The 16,772-nt window shown below is 44.3% G+C and carries 15 protein-coding genes; 4 read left to right on the forward strand and 11 right to left on the reverse strand.

From position 1 onward, the window contains the following. The first annotated feature begins 196 nt into the window (after positions 1 to 196). Entirely contained in the window at positions 197 to 1,744 is a 1,548-nt protein-coding gene (locus ACSX1A_RS01640) for a gluconokinase (RefSeq protein WP_439881865.1), read from the forward strand. A 74-nt stretch (positions 1,745 to 1,818) separates the two neighbouring features. Continuing rightward, positions 1,819 to 2,718 carry a phosphogluconate dehydrogenase (NAD(+)-dependent, decarboxylating) gene (gnd, locus tag ACSX1A_RS01645; RefSeq protein WP_439881866.1) on the forward strand — a complete coding sequence of 300 codons (900 nt, stop codon included), beginning with the start codon at positions 1,819 to 1,821 and terminating at the stop codon, positions 2,716 to 2,718. Positions 2,719 to 2,757: 39 nt separating this feature from the next. Here the strand turns inward: gnd and ACSX1A_RS01650 are convergent, their stop codons facing one another. The 4 genes from ACSX1A_RS01650 to ACSX1A_RS01665 all read right to left on the reverse strand — a co-directional run bounded on the left by ACSX1A_RS01650 (position 2,758) and on the right by ACSX1A_RS01665 (position 4,490). Further along, entirely contained in the window at positions 2,758 to 3,036 is a 279-nt protein-coding gene (locus ACSX1A_RS01650; protein WP_439881867.1) for a GNAT family N-acetyltransferase, read from the reverse strand. An 83-nt stretch (positions 3,037 to 3,119) separates the two neighbouring features. Beyond that, positions 3,120 to 3,374 (reverse strand): DUF3820 family protein, encoded by a 255-nt coding sequence (locus ACSX1A_RS01655; protein WP_439881868.1) that lies wholly within the window; start codon positions 3,372 to 3,374, stop codon positions 3,120 to 3,122. Positions 3,375 to 3,378: 4 nt separating this feature from the next. Next, complete coding sequence (locus tag ACSX1A_RS01660) at positions 3,379 to 3,825, reverse strand: GNAT family N-acetyltransferase (RefSeq protein ID WP_439881869.1); 447 nt, start codon at positions 3,823 to 3,825, stop codon at positions 3,379 to 3,381. A 179-nt stretch (positions 3,826 to 4,004) separates the two neighbouring features. Then, positions 4,005 to 4,490 carry a DUF4168 domain-containing protein gene (locus ACSX1A_RS01665; RefSeq protein ID WP_439881870.1) on the reverse strand — a complete coding sequence of 162 codons (486 nt, stop codon included), beginning with the start codon at positions 4,488 to 4,490 and terminating at the stop codon, positions 4,005 to 4,007. Between the two features lie 398 nt (positions 4,491 to 4,888). Between ACSX1A_RS01665 and bioA the strand changes: the two genes are divergently transcribed. Then, a complete protein-coding gene (gene bioA, locus ACSX1A_RS01670; protein WP_439881871.1) occupies positions 4,889 to 6,139 on the forward strand; it encodes an adenosylmethionine--8-amino-7-oxononanoate transaminase in 1,251 nt (416 codons plus the stop codon). A gap of 113 nt (positions 6,140 to 6,252) precedes the next feature. Here the strand turns inward: bioA and ACSX1A_RS01675 are convergent, their stop codons facing one another. The 5 genes from ACSX1A_RS01675 to ACSX1A_RS01695 all read right to left on the reverse strand — a co-directional run bounded on the left by ACSX1A_RS01675 (position 6,253) and on the right by ACSX1A_RS01695 (position 13,952). Next, positions 6,253 to 6,645: a response regulator gene (locus ACSX1A_RS01675; RefSeq protein WP_439881872.1), complete on the reverse strand. Its 393-nt coding sequence runs from the start codon at positions 6,643 to 6,645 to the stop codon at positions 6,253 to 6,255. A 436-nt stretch (positions 6,646 to 7,081) separates the two neighbouring features. Then, positions 7,082 to 9,280 (reverse strand): M3 family metallopeptidase, encoded by a 2,199-nt coding sequence (locus ACSX1A_RS01680; protein WP_439881873.1) that lies wholly within the window; start codon positions 9,278 to 9,280, stop codon positions 7,082 to 7,084. A 167-nt stretch (positions 9,281 to 9,447) separates the two neighbouring features. Then, positions 9,448 to 11,046 carry an FAD-dependent oxidoreductase gene (locus ACSX1A_RS01685; RefSeq protein ID WP_439881874.1) on the reverse strand — a complete coding sequence of 533 codons (1,599 nt, stop codon included), beginning with the start codon at positions 11,044 to 11,046 and terminating at the stop codon, positions 9,448 to 9,450. A gap of 33 nt (positions 11,047 to 11,079) precedes the next feature. Next, positions 11,080 to 11,994, reverse strand: coding sequence for a YihY/virulence factor BrkB family protein (locus ACSX1A_RS01690; protein ID WP_439881875.1), 915 nt, complete (start codon positions 11,992 to 11,994; stop codon positions 11,080 to 11,082). A 644-nt stretch (positions 11,995 to 12,638) separates the two neighbouring features. After that, positions 12,639 to 13,952, reverse strand: a complete 1,314-nt coding sequence (locus tag ACSX1A_RS01695) for a hypothetical protein (protein ID WP_439881876.1) — start codon at positions 13,950 to 13,952, stop codon at positions 12,639 to 12,641. A 356-nt stretch (positions 13,953 to 14,308) separates the two neighbouring features. Between ACSX1A_RS01695 and ACSX1A_RS01700 the strand changes: the two genes are divergently transcribed. After that, entirely contained in the window at positions 14,309 to 14,608 is a 300-nt protein-coding gene (locus ACSX1A_RS01700) for a hypothetical protein (protein WP_439881877.1), read from the forward strand. A 349-nt stretch (positions 14,609 to 14,957) separates the two neighbouring features. On the opposite strand, the gene ACSX1A_RS01705 is transcribed toward ACSX1A_RS01700, so the two are convergent. Beyond that, positions 14,958 to 15,119, reverse strand: coding sequence for a hypothetical protein (locus ACSX1A_RS01705; RefSeq protein ID WP_439881878.1), 162 nt, complete (start codon positions 15,117 to 15,119; stop codon positions 14,958 to 14,960). Between the two features lie 88 nt (positions 15,120 to 15,207). Continuing rightward, positions 15,208 to 16,602, reverse strand: a complete 1,395-nt coding sequence (locus tag ACSX1A_RS01710; RefSeq protein WP_439881879.1) for an arginine decarboxylase — start codon at positions 16,600 to 16,602, stop codon at positions 15,208 to 15,210. Positions 16,603 to 16,772 lie beyond the last annotated feature (170 nt).

Here is a 16,772-nt window from a genome sequence, read left to right on the forward strand (position 1 = left end):
TATGATCAAATATAAGTATAAATCCTATACCAGTTGATCTCAAAACATATGATGGTACAGCTGCTTTAAGGCAGGTCCTTACAATAAAATCAGTTTCATATACCTATCAGATCAAATTTTTTCGGACGCTGTAATCCTGCTGTTCCATAACTCTCTACAGCCCCTGACTCGTAGGTAAAGCTTAACAGAAGAATACATGGCACAACCCGCAATCATTGGCATAGACATAGGCACCACCAGCACCAAAGCTGTAGCATTTAACAGCGGGGGCAAAGCATTGTTTCAGTATGCTGTGGAGTATCCTATTGTAAGCACAAGCCCCGGTTTTGCTGAGCAGGATCCTGAACTGGTTTTCCGGTCTGTCTTAACCACCCTCAAAACAGTTGTACAGTTGCTCCGCGAAGGTAGTTATCAGTTAAATGGGGTGAGTTTTAGTAGCGCCATGCATAGCCTGATCGCGATGGACGAAAGCGGTAAGCCGCTTACTAAATGTATCATTTGGGCCGACGCAAGGAGTACAAAACAGGCTGCAGAGTTAAAAGCGAGTGTGATCGGGCACGATATCTACCTGCACACCGGTACTCCGCTACACCCTATGTCTCCTTTACCTAAGATCTGCTGGCTCCGGGAAAAAGAACCAATGCTGTTTAAGCTTACCGCTAAATTCATCGGTATTAAAGAGTACGTTTTTTACAGGTTGTACGGAGAGTATAAGATAGATTACTCCATAGCATCGGCTACAGGGCTGTTCAACATCTTTACCCTTAACTGGCATGCTCCTGCGCTGGAAATAGCAGGAATAAGCCCGGGAAAATTACCTGAACCTGTAGCGCCATCTTATCTTTTTAATACGATGAAACCTGGCTTTGCACAAGAACTTGGCCTTGCTGTGAACGTGCCTTTTGTAATTGGGGCAAGTGATGGCTGCCTCGCAAACCTGGGGTCTGATGCCGTGCTTCCGGGAGATGCTGTTGTTACCGTCGGGACGAGCGGGGCAATACGGGTAATGTCTGATAAACCTGTTACCGACCTTCAGGAACGAATATTCAGCTATATACTTACACCTGGCAAATACGTGTTGGGAGGAGCAGTGAATAACGGTGGCATTGTGCTGCAGTGGTTCCGGGATAACTTTTATGGATCAGAGGCGGAAGCCGCAAAGAAGAAGGATGAGGACATATTCAGCTTACTAAACAAAGAGGCTGAAACTGTGCCTGCCGGTTCGGATGGACTACTGTTTATGCCTTACTTGCTCGGAGAAAGGGCCCCGATCTGGAATGCCACCGCCCGGGCATGCTTCATCGGAATCCATTATACCCATACCCGAGGGCACTTTTTAAGAGCGCTGATGGAAGGAGTAATTTTTGGTTTGTACAGCGTGGGCAAAGCGCTGGAACAAACAATGGAGCCGGTAAAAGCGATCTACGCCAACGGTGGTTTCTCTCATTCGGAGCTATGGGTTCAGATGTTGGCGGATGTATTTAATGTAAAAGTGCACTTAACCGGAACAGCAGAAGCATCAGCACTGGGAGCTGCCATTTTGGGTATGCACACCTTAGGGATGATCGATAAACTGGAGGATGCGGAAAAACTGTTCACGGTACACAAAACGTTTACACCTGACCCTGCTGCACATGAGGTATACATGCAGAACTATACTTTATTGGAGGCCCTTTACCCCAAGCTGAAAGATAGCTTTAGCCAGTTGCAGCAGCAAAGCGGCGCTGCTGAACCAGAAGCGTAAGAATGCAGTAAGCATGTATAGTAGTAGGCAATCAGGCAGTTAAAAGCCTTTAAGCAAATTTAAAATAAACAGCAATGCAAATAGGACTGATCGGACTTGGTAAAATGGGCTATAACCTGGCACTCAATCTCAGGGACCACAACCATGAAGTAGTGGCTTACGACATAGCCAAAGAAACCATAGATTCCATAGCTAAAGAGGGGGTTACGCCGGCTTATGCTATTCCTGATGTGGCGGATAAATTATCGGGCAGGAAAGTGGTCTGGATCATGGTGCCTGCCGGTAATCCTGTAGATGCCGTGATCGAGCAGCTGGTGCCCTTTCTTAACCAGGGGGATATTATTATTGATGGTGGTAACTCCAACTTTAAGGATTCTGTTAAAAGGGCTGAAACGCTAAAGGACTCCGGTATTTATTTGCTTGATTGCGGCACGAGTGGCGGCCTGACAGGTGCCCGTAACGGGGCCTGCACCATGATAGGGGGCGATGCCGATGCCTTCGCTTTTTGTGAGGAGATCTTCAGGGACGTGTCGGTGGAAAAAGGGTATTTGCACGTAGGAAAACCGGGCAGTGGCCACTTTGTAAAAATGGTGCATAACGGGGTGGAGTACGGCATGATGCAGGCGATTGCAGAGGGCTTTGAGGTACTGCACAAAAGCGACTTTGAGATGAACTACAAAGAGGTGGCCCGCGTCTGGAACCATGGTTCTGTTGTGCGCAGCTGGCTAATGGAACTTGTGGAGAATGCCTTTGACAAGGATCCGGAGCTTACCGGTATCAAAGGAATTATGCATTCGTCAGGCGAAGGTAAATGGACCGTGGAAACAGCGCTTGATATGCAGGTGGCTACACCCGTAATTGCCATGTCGCTGCTCATGCGTTACCGCTCTTATGAAACCGATACTTTTTCGGGTAAGGTTGTGGCGGCACTTCGCAATGAGTTCGGTGGTCACAAGGTGGAAAAAGCTGACTAGGGAGTTAATATAAGAAGAAGCTATTTCCTGATAATAAAGTCATTCCAATAAATCCTGGTACTCCGGATGTGTGTTTATATATTTTGAGACAGCTGGGCAAGTGGCTCTGACTTTTAATTGTTGCTCACGGGCATAGTCCAGCCCAGTTTGCATCAGTTCTTCTGCAACGCCGTTATTACGCTCTGATTTAGGTACAAACGTGTGCGTGAAATCAATTACGGAATCTGAAGGGTGTGCATAAGCCAGTTCGGCCTCGTCTCCGTCTAAATCAGCGGTAAACTGCTGGTATTTCTTTTCGTGATTTATAGTTGTTGCCACTTCGCTGTAAACAGTTGATGAAGTATAACATACGCATTGAAATGGCTTAGGGGTATATTAGAATTATAAATAGGTCCTATATCTTACCGTATTTTAGAACCCGTACCATACTTCTTTTTGAGGGGCTGCAGCAGATGCTCCAGTCCGTTTATTTTAATCTCGTAGATGGTTGCCAACTGCATGCCTAATTTACCTGGCGGAAAACCCTCACGGTAGAACCACTCGAGGTAAGACACCGGCAGATTACAAAGGACGGTATCCTTATACTTACCAAAGGGCATTTTTATCTGTACCAGTTCTAGCAGGATATTGGAATTTGGTTGTAATGGTTCGCTCATTTACTTATGATCTGATCATATGAATATGGTCTATGCCATCTTCGTCGTATACCTCGCCGGATTGCTCAAAACCAAAGGATTCGTAAAACTTTTTGGCGTAAAGTTGCGCCCCGATCTTAATAGGGCCATGCCCGAACAACCTGTAGCATTCTTCTATAGCCATTTCTACAAGTATCTTACCTAATCCTGTGCCCCTGGTAGCCGGACTGGTAATTATCCTGCCAATAGACATTTGAGTGTAAGAAACACCCGGTGGAACTAATCGGGCGTATGCAGCCAGGTGGTTTTCCTGGTACAGCAGCAAGTGCTGGCACTCCTGGTCTTTATCGTCCAGGTCCAGGAAAACGCAATTCTGCTCTACTACAAACACCTCACTACGCAAGCGAAGCAAGGCATACATTTCCTGTGGAGTAAGGGCATTAAAATCTTTGCAAACTTTAGTAAGCGGCATAATAAGAATGAATTGGAGCTTAAAGATAAACACATAGCGCCATATAAGCTTTAAGAAGTACAGAAACAGCTTACAAATGCAGCAATATTTAGCGAAGAAACGCACACTAACACCATCCATAGAAACAGCAAAAGCCCGGTTAAAACCGGGCTTTTGCTGTTTCTATGGATGGTTGCTGCTTACTTAGCAGATAGCAACACTTTTATTCTTGTCTCCACGGCAGGATCTTCCTGGAAAGCCTCCATGATAGACTCGTATTTTTCTACTGTCAGATCGGCCTCTTCTATGGCCGACTCAATTTTCTTTTTTGTTTCAGGCTGTACTTCTGCCAGGCTTTTGGCGGCTGCAATAAATGCATCGATCTCTTCCTTGTTCTCTGCTACTTCCTTTAGCTGATCCTGCCTGTGCGCTTTTGCCAGGGCATTAAAACGATCTACCGTCAGGTTCGCATCTTTGATTGCACTAACCATGGCTTGACGACCTTCTTTCTGTAACTCAGTCACAGTGCCGTTTACTTCAATAAATTTTTTCAATTCAGCGTCCGAGAATTTCAGTGCGTCTTGCTGCTCCTGGGCAGGTGGAGTTGCGGTGCCCTGGGCGAAGGCAGTTTGTCCGAAAATCATTGATGCCACGAGAGCTGCGGCTGCAATAGTCCCTTTCTTCATTGTTATTTAGGATTGGGTTAAAAGATAAATTCAACTGGAGTGGGCAAGTTTTTCTTATGATAGACACTTAACCACTATACTTTAAGTATAGCAAATCTTGGGCAAAAATCAAAATAATATCATATCTGTATGTGAATTTATGTAAATTTTGAAGTATGATACTATTTTTATTCTATTTATGCTGCTGGGTATTCTCCTTAAATCAGAGAGATTCTTTCACCTGAGCTACCGATAAAAATATTTTAAGTGTGTACGCGCACCGTGTTTTTCCAGTACTTAACCTGATCATCAGGTGTATTTAATAAAAGTGATAGATCTAATCTTTAGAGCTATTTCTACTTTGATAGTGCCATTACCTATACCTTTGTGGTATATAGAAAGAACAGAGATCTGAAAGCATGAAGTTATGGTATCCTTATTCCCAGATGGCCAGGCAACAGCACCGCTACCCTGTGACAAAGGCCAATGGCGTTAATTTATACCTGGAAGATGGTAAAAAAGTAATTGATGGTGTTTCATCCTGGTGGGCAACCATACACGGCTATAATCATCCGGCTTTAAACGAAACCCTGGTAAAGCAGGCGGACCAGTTTTCGCATGTCATGCTGGGAGGTCTTGATCATCAGCCCGCCCACCAACTGGCAGAGAAGCTGGTGCAGATTACTCCAGAGGGTTTAAACCATGTTTTCTTTTCAGATAGCGGGTCAGTAGGGGTAGAGGTTGCCTTAAAAATGGCTATTCAATACTGGGTGAATCACGGCAATACGCAGAAATCCAAGTTCCTGTCGCTCAGGAATGCTTATCACGGAGACACGTTTAAGGCCATGGAAGTAGGAGATGATTCTGACTTTCAGATTCCTTTCGGGCATGTGCTGCACAAAGGTTTTTTCATGAAAACGCCTTCGGGTGGATTTGCCGCCACATTGGATGATGTAAAGCAGGATTTGATACGGCTTGAGCAGCTGCTACAGGAAAACCACGAAGAACTGGCTGCTTTTATTGTAGAGCCGCTTGTGCAGTGTGCCGGCGGCTTTAAAATGTATTCTCCGGCCTATTTAACAGGTGCAAGAGCACTCTGCGACAAGTATAGCGTGCTTTTGATTTATGATGAAGTAGCCACAGGTTTCGGCAGAACCGGTAAGTTGTTTGCCGCTGACCATGCCCAGGCTATACCGGATATCATAGTGCTTGGCAAGGCCCTTACGGCTGGCTACCTGGGGCATGCGGCAACGCTTACAACTACAAAGATTTTCAATAGCTTTCTGGGTACAGGTTATAACAAAGCATTCATGCATGGGCCTACTTTTATGGGAAACCCATTGGCATGTGCTGTTGCTTTAAAAAGTATCGAAATAATAGAGCAGGAAAACTACCTTGATAAAATAGCGAATATTGAGGCTGCCCTGAAACAACAACTTCCCGAAATAAAGCATGATGGTATACAGGATATCAGAGTACTGGGAGCTATTGGTGTAATAGAAGTAAGTGACAGTAAGTTATTAGAAGGATTTACAGAATTTGCCGTGCAGCAGGGGGTATGGTTAAGGCCATTTGGGAAATACCTGTATACTATGCCACCATACATTATAAGCCAGCAGGAGCTGGAGCGGATTATTCAGGTCATGGATAGCTGGTTCAGGCAAGTATAATATTACTTAATACATGTAGAGCCGCTCTGGGAGCGGCTCTACATGTATTAAGTATGTTTGGATAGGGACTTTGCTTAAGGTGAGAAGTTTTAACGCCTATAGGTTGGTTACGCTTACGATGCCTGACTTAATTCCTGCTTAATTCCTTGCAGGTGCTCTTCTGTCAGAGGCTTGCTAATAAATCCTCTGACAACTGCATATTCCTTCGCCATGGTTTGTTCCGAAGGATCAATTGATGACGTGAGGATGTAAATGGAGCAAGCTTCTGAGATTTTGTTTTCATGTGGTTTAAGTGCCTGTAAAAACTGCCATCCATTCATGGTGGGCATGTTGAGGTCCAGAAAAATCACTCTCGGAACATTCTCTCCCAGGTCCTCGGTTATAAAATGCAACCCTTCTTCAGCTGAGGCAAAAGTTAAAGCATTTTCAGTGAAACCCTCCAGCTTTAAAACCATCTCTGTCAGGCAGGTACTGATCGGGTCATCATCTATGATAAATGTTTTCAACTTAATGTCCTTGAGTTAAAATAGTGGTTTTGCATTTAGCTTCTCCCAAATAAACGTTATCTCAGTGGTATAAAACAGGAATATTAACCCATTTTGGTAACATTTAATTTATTAAAAAATATCTGTACTATAATGAATATATTTCATTAAACTATAATTATAGTTATGTAAGTATGGTTTATAAGCTAATAGGTAAGGACTTTTTAATTGCAAATTGCTTTTGTCCTGTAACACAATACTGCAAAAGGTAACATATAAGATTGTGCAGGAATTTGCCGGTTTAGACAATAATCTCTCATGAATATGCGAATATTCACCAGTTGCAATGTTTAAGTGCTATTCTCCCAACTAAAACTAAGTGAACGAATAATTTATTAAACAACAAGGCCCGCTACGAGTGCGGGCCTTGTTGTTTATAGAGGGCAATACGGGTAGCCTATTTTTTATTCGACGTATTTGTAGTAACCGGGAACCCACGGTCACGCATCAGGGCATCTATTTTGGCATCGCGTCCACGGAATTTCCTGTAAGCCTCAGCTGGGTCCATAGAGTTTCTTGGAGCAAATAAGTATTTCACTAATCTGGCTGCCACCTCTTTGTCGTAAAACCCGCCAGGTGCTTCCTCAAAAGCCTCGGCTGCATCGGCAGTTAACACATCGGCCCACATATAACCATAGTAAGCTGTTGCATACCCCTCACCCGAGAATACGTGCCCGAATTGTGGTGAACGATGACGCATCACGATCTCATTCGGCATGTTCAGCTTTTCGAGTGTTTCCCTCTCAAACTTGTCAGGATCTATTCCTGCAGGATCAGCGAGGTGGAACTTCATGTCCATAAGGGCAGAAGCAAGGTATTCGGTAGTAGCAAAACCTTGATTGAATGTAGATGCATTCTTGATTTTTGCTACCAGAGAAGCCGGCATCACTTCTCCGGTTTTATGGTGTTTCAGGAACTGGTTAATAACTTTGTCAGTAGATAACCAACGCTCTAAAAGCTGGGAATGAAACTCTGTATAGTCTCTCACGCCGCTGTTCAGGGTTGGGTACTTTACGTTAGATGACAGAAAGTGCAGTGCATGGCCAAACTCATGGAAAAAAGTAATTGCATCATCCCATGACACCAGAACTGGTTCACCGGGGGCAGGCTTTATGAAGTTTGAGTTATTTGAAGCCAGCACAGTTTGCTTCCCGTTAAAAGTGGTGTGGCTACGGTAAGGCGACGCCCACGCACCTGATCTTTTACCCTGGCGTGCAAACGGATCAAGATACCATAAGCCGATGTGCTCACCGGTTGTCTTATCGGTTACTTCCCAAACCTTTACATCTTCCTGGTAAACAGGCACAGAGCCTGCTGGCACCGGTGTGAATTTAAAATTGAACAGTTCACCGGCAGTAAAGAAAAGCGCCTGTGTCAGGTTGTTTAGCTCCAGGTATTGCTTTACCTCATCAGAGTCGAGGTCATACTTTTGCTTGCGTACCTTTTCGGCATAATATCGGTAATCCCAAGGCTTGATCGTGATCTTTTTACCACTGGCATCGGCTACGGCCTGCATGTCTGCTACCTCTTCTTTTACCCTGGCGATAGCAGCCGGCCAAACGGCATTCATTAGATCCATGGCGCGTTCAGGTGTTTTTGCCATTCTGTTCTGTAACCGCCAGTCAGCATAATTATCATACCCCATTAGCTTCACACGCTCGTTGCGCAGCTGAAGAATCCTGGCAATGTTAGCGTTGTTGTCAGAGGCATCGCCGTTGTCGCCGCGGGAGTAGTAGGTATTCCATACTTTCTCTCTCAGTGATCTTTCGTCAGAATAGGTCAGGAACTGATCCATGGACGAACGTGTGTTAGTTACGGCATACTTGCCTGCTTGTCCGCGGTCAGCGGCAGCTTTGGCGGCGGCCTTCACAAACGACTCAGGTAAACCGCTCAACTGGTCCTTGGTCAGGTAAGTAACATATTTTTCCTCGTCTGCCAGGATGTTGTTTGAGAAAGAAGTATAAAGCGATGAAAGCTCTTTGTTAATTGCCGCATAGCGCTCTTTAGCTGTATTATCAAGGTCAGCGCCTTCCATGGCGAAGCCTTCGTACACCAACTGCACAACACGCTGCTGATCTGCAGGGAGCGGATTTTTCTGAGCATTTTGGTATACCGTTTTAATACGCTGGAATAGTTTCTCGTTCTGTGAGATCTTAGAGTCGAAATCAGAAATCTTTGGAGCCAGTTCTGCCTGAATGGTCCTGAACTCTGGGGTTGACATGTTGCTACTCCAGATGCTATAGTACGTGAAGGCACGGTTCAACTCTTCTCCTGCTTTTTCCAGAGCTTCAATAGTGTTCTCGAAAGTAGCAGGGGCAGGGTTGTTCGCAATGGCGTCTATTTCAGCTAACTGTAGCTCCATGCCTCTTTCAATGGCAGGCTTCAGGTCAGCCAGCTTCATTTTGTCAAAAGCAGGAATACCACCGTAAGGGCCGGTCCATTTAGTCAGTAGCGGGTTGGTCTCCGCCTGCTTCTGTACTACTGCTGCCTGTGTTTTGGTTGAGTTCTCCTGCGTTTGCACAGAAGTACAACTGGCTAATGCCAGTAAAGCAAGCAATCCTGATTTTTTGCCTGCTGTAATAATCTGGTTTCCCATATAAAGTATAGTGAGTAAAATAGCCTTTATCAGACTAGGTTGATGATTGTTCAGGTGACAAGTTACAAAAAACCAGCCAAACTTACCCGCCTGCCTTGTCGTTACAGGGTGTCTGGGGTTATTGACATCCCTTTTTGCAAACCTTTCACAGCAGATCTTTCTGATGCTTAAGCCTGGAAGTTGCTTTCCTTCTTTGTTGCAAGCGGTGCCAGGTAGCCCATGGCCAGTCGTTCAAACGCTGATATTTGCTGCAGCTCCCATGCCTGGTCCCTGGCTAGTTCGGATGCCAGGATACGCGCAACTACCGGTGCAGTCTCGATTGCGGCACGCGCATCCAGAAACAGCATGCGCAGCCGCCTTGCCAGTACATCCTCAACGGTACGGGCCATTTCATGACGGACAGCCCAAACAACTTCTGCCAGGCAATAGTTAAAGGCAGGGTGCAGCTTTTCGCTTAATTCTGGTTGAGTAAGTATAAGTTGTTTGATTACTACTGCATCGGTCCCGTAGATGGAAAGCGGATCATCTGAATCTGAGGCTAAGGTGTTGCCATGTACAGGGTAATGTTCGGTGCGACAGGGCGAAGCAGTAAGCTGATGCGTTTTAATTGTCACTGCCAGGGTGTCTTCAGCCATTTTCCGGAAGATCGTCCATTTACCACCTGTCACTGTAATTAGCCCTGCTGATGAGACAACGATCTTGTAATTGCGCGAAATATCTTTGGTAGACTGCGCATTGCCCTGGTGTGCGGCTAATGGCCTGAGCCCGGCGAAAACAGCGCGTATATCTTCCCGGGTGGGTTTTGTGGTCAGGTAATCGCCTGCAGTATCTAATATAAACGTTATCTCCTGCTCCAGGGCCTTCGGCTCCAGTTCTGCTTTTTTTCGTAAAACGTCTGTTGTGCCTGCCAGCACATGGCCATACCATGGCACTGCAAACAGTACCCGGTTATCCTTGGTTTCAGGTATTAGTAAGGCTTGATTTCCGGGCAGGAAAGAAGCGCTTAGCACCACGTGTGCTCCCTGGCTGGGTTGTACCAGAGGCTTCGCGCCGTGCTGCTCCATCCGGAGGATGGAATCTACGAAAACCCCGGTTGCATTTATAACTGCAGTAGCCTTGATTTGAAACATTTTGTTGTTTTCCAGGTCAAGTGCAGTTACCCCATTAATCTTTCCATTTGCATCCTTTAACAGATCAGTGACCTGTATGTAGTTTAACACGCAGGCTCCATTTTCTACGGCAGTCCGGGCCAGGTTAATGGCGAGGCGGGAATCATCAAACTGGCTGTCATAGTAGCGTATGCCTCCTTTCAGGCCTTTTGCTTTGATAGTAGGCAAAGCCGACAACGTTTCTGTTTTGCTTAAAAATCCGGAAGCTCCGAAACTCCATTTCCCGGCCAGTAGGTCGTATAACTTGAGGCCTGCCAGGTAATAGATGGTTTTCCACCAGGTATACACCGGTATGATAAAGGTTTTCTTCTTCACCACATGACCTGCATTCTGTAAAAGTAGCCCACGTTCTTTAAGGGCTTCCAATACCAGCTTCACGTGCCCCTGTGCCAGGTACCGCACACCGCCATGTATCAGTTTAGTGCTTCTGCTCGATGTACCCTTTGCAAAGTCAGATTGCTCTAACAGAATGGTTTTGTAGCCCCTGATGGCTGCATCCATGGCAATGCCAAGTCCTGTTGCGCCACCACCAATTACCAGTATGTCCCAGGTTAGATTTTGGTCTGTTAGCTGCTTGATAAGCTTCGGGCGGTCCATTGTTATCAGGTATAAAGTTGGAGAAGGTGCGGGTTATACTTTATCATCAATTATGTTATTGTACTTCACTGCTATAGACGATGGTTCGCCTTGTCTGCCATGTTTATTTGCATACGCTTTTGTTACTTCAGCGCCCAGCATAAAAATTATTGAGGAGTAAAATACCCACAATAAAACCACTACCAGAGAGCCAGCAGCTGCATAAATGCCAATTAGTTTTACACTGGTTAAAGCAAAATTGATTACCTGTTTGCCGATCAGGAACAGGATAGAGGTAATTCCTCCTCCCGCCAGGGCATCTTTCCAGGTAACTTTCACATCTGGTAAGATCTTGTGTATGGTTGTGAAGAAAAGGAAAACGACTGACAGGTAGAACAGTGTGTTTACAACCCGTACTGCCGGCGTGAAATAATCTTCCATCAGGTTTACCAGTTCCTCTTTAAAGAAGGCGATAATAAAATCGAGCATCAAGCTTATGATAAGCAAAAGTCCAAGCCCGGCCACTATGGCAATCGCCCCAAGCCTGTGTTTGGCAAGCTTTCGGATGCTAACGCCTTTCTTTACCCTAACATGCCAGACAGAGTTTAGCGCCTTCTGAATAATGAAAAACATGATAGAAGCACTCTGCACGACTACTACTATCCCCAACAGCATGCTCCAGAAATCGGTGGGCATGTTCACCACGTTCTCGAGCACCGTGTTTACCTGCTGCCCGGCTTTTGCACTGATCATGCCAGCTACGTTTCCGACTAGCTTTGCCCTGACTGCTGCTTCTGAAAAGAACAGTGACGCTATCAGGGTAACGACAATTGAGATAGCCGGCAAGGAAAAGATGGTGAAAAATGCGATGGCAGCGCTGAAAACAATGGGTTCGCCTTGCTGAAAATTCTCTTTTGTTTCTTTTAGTATATCCCAGGCATTTGAGGCAAAGCTTTTGATGTTTATCATTTACAAGTATTTCCCTGATGTGTGGGGTTAGATTCCCTGCTATAAACGCTCCTGAATGTATGAAGTTTAGCCACAGAGGTGTACCTGGCGCAATTAGGCTTTCGCTTTTACTTACACAGGACGCTTTAACTTTCAACTTCTGAAGCGGGGAGGTTAAAGTTTATCTGTTTTCTATGCAATTTCGTAAACTAAGGTATGAACCTCACCCTATTCAACACCCACACCTTAGCTGGAAGACTGGAAATAGTCTGGGAACACGGCACTTTTATTGCTCGAAGGGGCAGGAGGGGATATCGCATTGAGCTATACTGTATTGGCAATTTTTTTGCCGAAATATGGTCAAATCCTGAAACAAACATCATTGGTTTGATAAGAGGCTTTAACAGCAGTAAAGCGCTGGAACCCTATGCCAGTAAGATTCAACTGGTTGATATGTTAAATTGATAACATAAGCTATATGGTGCAGCAGGCAGTTATTTGCCATGCTGTAATAGTTTAAACATGCAGTACAAACAAGTACTGGAAAGATGCACTATAGAGTTAATAAATAAAAGAAGCTCCTGATCTGATAATTGCTGTCATGCAATTATCAGATCAGGAGCTTCTTTTACAAACAGTCAGTTGCTAAGTAACTAATTTGGACTTTATTGTGCCGCAGCCAGCCCTTTTTGTTTTGCTAACGGGTGTTGCTTTTGGGCTTCCACTTTTTGCAGTAGTGCGGTAAAAAATGCTACAGCTTCACTTGGCTCAAAGTTACAATGACCATAGCGTTGTACCGGGAAGGCTGCAAACAGGCTGCTTTTGCCAATAGGCACTTTTTCCTGGTATAAAGCCAGGTTCCAGATCAGGGCGATTGGGTCGCCGGTTGTGTGTGCCTTTACCAGTGGCTTTTTAAAGATACCTTGTGTCTCGTATTCTTTCTTTATGGTTTTGAGTGCTTCCTTATCTGCTGCATAGCGCTGCACCTCCTCATTCAACTGAATATCGCCACTAACACTACCTGTACCGGTATAAACGTAGTCGGTGTTGTCGAATGGTAAGCCGCCAAGCTTTATGATAGCATCTTGTACAAACAGGTTGTAACGAAGTACGTCAGTAAAAGTGTTTGCAACAGTGCTGAAATTATTAGGGTCATAGGGGGCTTGGACAACGTTCAGGAAAGTTAATGTTTTAGATGGGTCTTGGCTGATGGCAGCAATTATTCTAGGTACATAAACTGTTTCCCAGTCTGTGATCATATCAGCAGGAACATTTACTAAGCTGCCCGGAAGCACTCCCGGGAAGAAGTAATCAAACAAAACCCTGAAGTTGCCATAATAGTTGATCTGCCTTTGAAAGTCGCCACAAGGGCCGCATAAAGACAAGCCTCCGCTCCACAGTTCCGGGTATCGTTCTATAGCAAGTGTAGTAACAAGGCCTCCCTCCGAAGCTCCTGTCAGGTAGATCTCTTTTGGGGCTCCATAGTTCTCAATAAAATAATTCCGAAGGTTGATCATGTCTTGTATGCCGGTTTGAATCGCCAGGCCATTCTGGCTGTAGCTGCTAGTAGCGAAGGCATAACCAAGGCTGGTGAAAAGAGGAGCATACATCTCAACTTCTTCTGCAATGCTCAGGGGCACAAATGCAGGAGTATAACCGCGGGCATACATGATCAACTCACCATTCCAGTTTTCAGGTACACAGATTAAGGTAATAGCTCCATCTAACATGCCTGGTATACATTGTACTGAACCATTAAGCGGCATTACTGATTGCTGGCTGGTTACATTGTCATTCAGTGGTTGAGGGTCTTCTTCTACTATAGGCTGGCATTGCGTTAATAAGAGCAGCAAACATAAAAAAGCAGCTATAACACCCTTGGAGGATAACCTACTAACAAATTTTTTCTGGTAATAAGTTAGCAGATGCAGTTTACCTTTTCTACTTACTCTTGGTAATTGATTAGTTGATGTTTCCATAAGTATGAGTTTATTTCTAATTATAAAAACTTAGTAGGGTAGCAAAGCAGGGTAAACTTATGCAGCAATATAAAGGGCGGAATTAGGTAAATTCGTGTTCCTGCCGCTGAATACATTGTGAGCAGGATATGCGTCTGGATTAAAATAAAAAGTGATTAATACATTATTGTGTTGCAGAAACAGTAAAGGGTATAGAAGTATACGGGTAAAATTTTGCACCTAAGTATTTATATGTAGAACTATTAGGTGCTTGCCAGGGATTTTAAAGTGTAGGGAGTATAACAACTGGTGAGTGTGTTTTGGCGACACCTGAACCAGGGTTAAATTTGTATAACCGTCCTGTTATCTTTGCATCAATGAATTCTATTGAACTGAGCTCCTACTACCGCCTCTATGCCTTTTCTGACTATCAAAGTATGAAGTCAGCGCTTCCGTATATGCAGCGTGTGGTGCTGGCAAAGGGTCTCACAGAAATAGAAGAAGCCGATGCCAGGCGCTTTGTCTGGCGAAGTGGTAATGGGTATAAAAATTACCTGAATCCTTTCTCAGCTCAAAACATACGTGTATCAGCTATCCAGTCATTTATAACGGCACTACAGGCTCTTTATAAAAGCAATGGATTTTCAGCACGATATGTTGTTGTGGAGCGCAGGTAGCTTACTTTTTTTGCTTTAAGCCTTTGCCGGATTATATCGTAACACTTCTTTACTAGCAGATTTCCTGTCTTTAAATGAGTCCATACTCTTTCCTAAAAGAGGAAGAGTGCGCCTCAATAAATTTAAACAAATAAAGATAGTGATCCTGTTTTCAGCCCTTGTTAAGATGGTGCCGCTGATAAGTAAGGCAGGTGCCCAGAGGGCTGGGTTTTAGGGAAATAAAAAGATGTAGAACGCGCCTTCAACCTGTAAAGGTACCTTCCAGCATGAAAAGGAATAGTAACTACAACATAAAAAAGGCCGGGTATTATACCGGCCTTTGTATGCTTACTAGTAGCGGGCAGCCTGATTAGCTGTTTGCTTTGCTTGCCGCTTCTTTTGGAGCGTCTGGAGCTAGGTTAGCTTTTGTATTTTTTTCAACCTTGGCATAGTTGTAGGCCGGGCAATATGTTTTACAAGACGCCATGCCAAGCGCTAAGCATAAACAACCCACTGCTAATACTCTCTTCATATTAATGTTTGTTTTGGAGATTTAAATCAAAAATAGTATTTTTCTTTTAAAAGCAAAATTTATTTACTAAAAAATAAGGTAATAATTTCTAAGCTTCATAACCCAAAATTCGCATCATAGATTCGCTGGATTGCTCCGGTGCAAACTGCCATGTTTTCAGATTTCCCTCTTCATCACGATCTACGAGAATATGCTGTGGTGACGGGATCAGGCAATGTTTAATTCCACCATAACCACTCAACTGTTCCTGGTAAGCACCTGTATGGAAGAAACCAATGTATAATGGTTGCTCTTTAGGCGCCTTCGGTAAAAACACCTGGAACGAGTGCATTTCAGAGTTATAATAGTCCTGGCTGTCGCAGGTCATACCTCCGAGTTGTATCTTACGGTATTCTTTATCCCAATGGTTTACAGCGAGTAGGGGCCAGCGCTGGTTCAAAGCCCAGGCATCCGGTAGATTTGTGATGAACGAGCCATCTATCATATACCATAACTCCTTGTCGTTCTGTAGTTTCTCGTCCAAAATAGAGTAAATGTTGGCAGCACTTTCACCAACAGTAAAAATTCCGAATTCTGTAAAAATATTTGGTTCCGGCACGCCTTCCTCGTTGCAGATACGCTTAATGGTACGCAGGATTTCTTCTGTCATATACCTGTAATCGTAGTCTGCCTGAATCGATGTCTTTATCGGGAAACCGCCACCGATATCAATGGTGTCCAGCTCCGGACACACCTTCTTCACTTCAGCATACTTGTGCACAAAACGGCTAAGTTCCGACCAGTAATAAGAAGTGTCTTTGATGCCTGTATTGATAAAGTAGTGCAGCATCTTCAGTTCAAACCTGTCGTCGGGCTTTATTTGCTGCTCGTACAGGTCAATCACATCGTTATACCTAACACCTAACCTAGAAGTATAGAACTCAAACTTAGGTTCTTCGTCTGATGCCAGCCTGATGCCGACTTTGGTCTTCTGGGTAATGTGCTCTTTGTAATAATCAATCTCGCCCAGGTGGTCCAGTATAGGCATGCAGTTCACGAAACCTTCGTTTACTAACTCAGATATCCACTGGCGGTACCGCTGACGCTTAAAGCCGTTACAAACAATGTATGTGTTCTTGTTTATTTTACCCTTTTTGTAGAGCGATCTGATGATCTGCATATCATAGCCAGACGAGGTTTCGATATGAATGTCATTCTTAAGGGCTTCCTCCAGCACAAATGAGAAATGCGAAGCTTTGGTGCAATAGCAGTATGTGTAGGTACCGTTATAGTTCAGCTTTTCCATGCTTTCCTGGAAAAGCTTTTTTGCCCGCTGAATTTGCGAACTGATCTTTGGTAAATATGTTAATTTAAGAGGAGTGCCATATTCTTTAATGATATCCATAAGCGGAATACCGTTAAAGAGTAATTCATTATTTTCTACGGTGAACTCTTCTGTTGGAAAGTCAAACGTTTGATGAATCAGATCAGTGTATTTATCCATTCTGTGGTGCTGGGTTAAGAAAACATGCAATATTGATTGTATTTTACCATCTTTGCAAAAACTTTGTTCAGATTATGTGAAACGTTCATCAATTTATTGTTATCACACCTTTTAAAGTGTGATTAATAATAAGGTGTTCAGTTTCATGTGGCTAGAGAAACTCTAAAATA

The sequence above is a fragment of the Pontibacter sp. MBLB2868 genome (genome assembly GCF_051904785.1).
Taxonomy (GTDB): domain Bacteria; phylum Bacteroidota; class Bacteroidia; order Cytophagales; family Hymenobacteraceae; genus Pontibacter.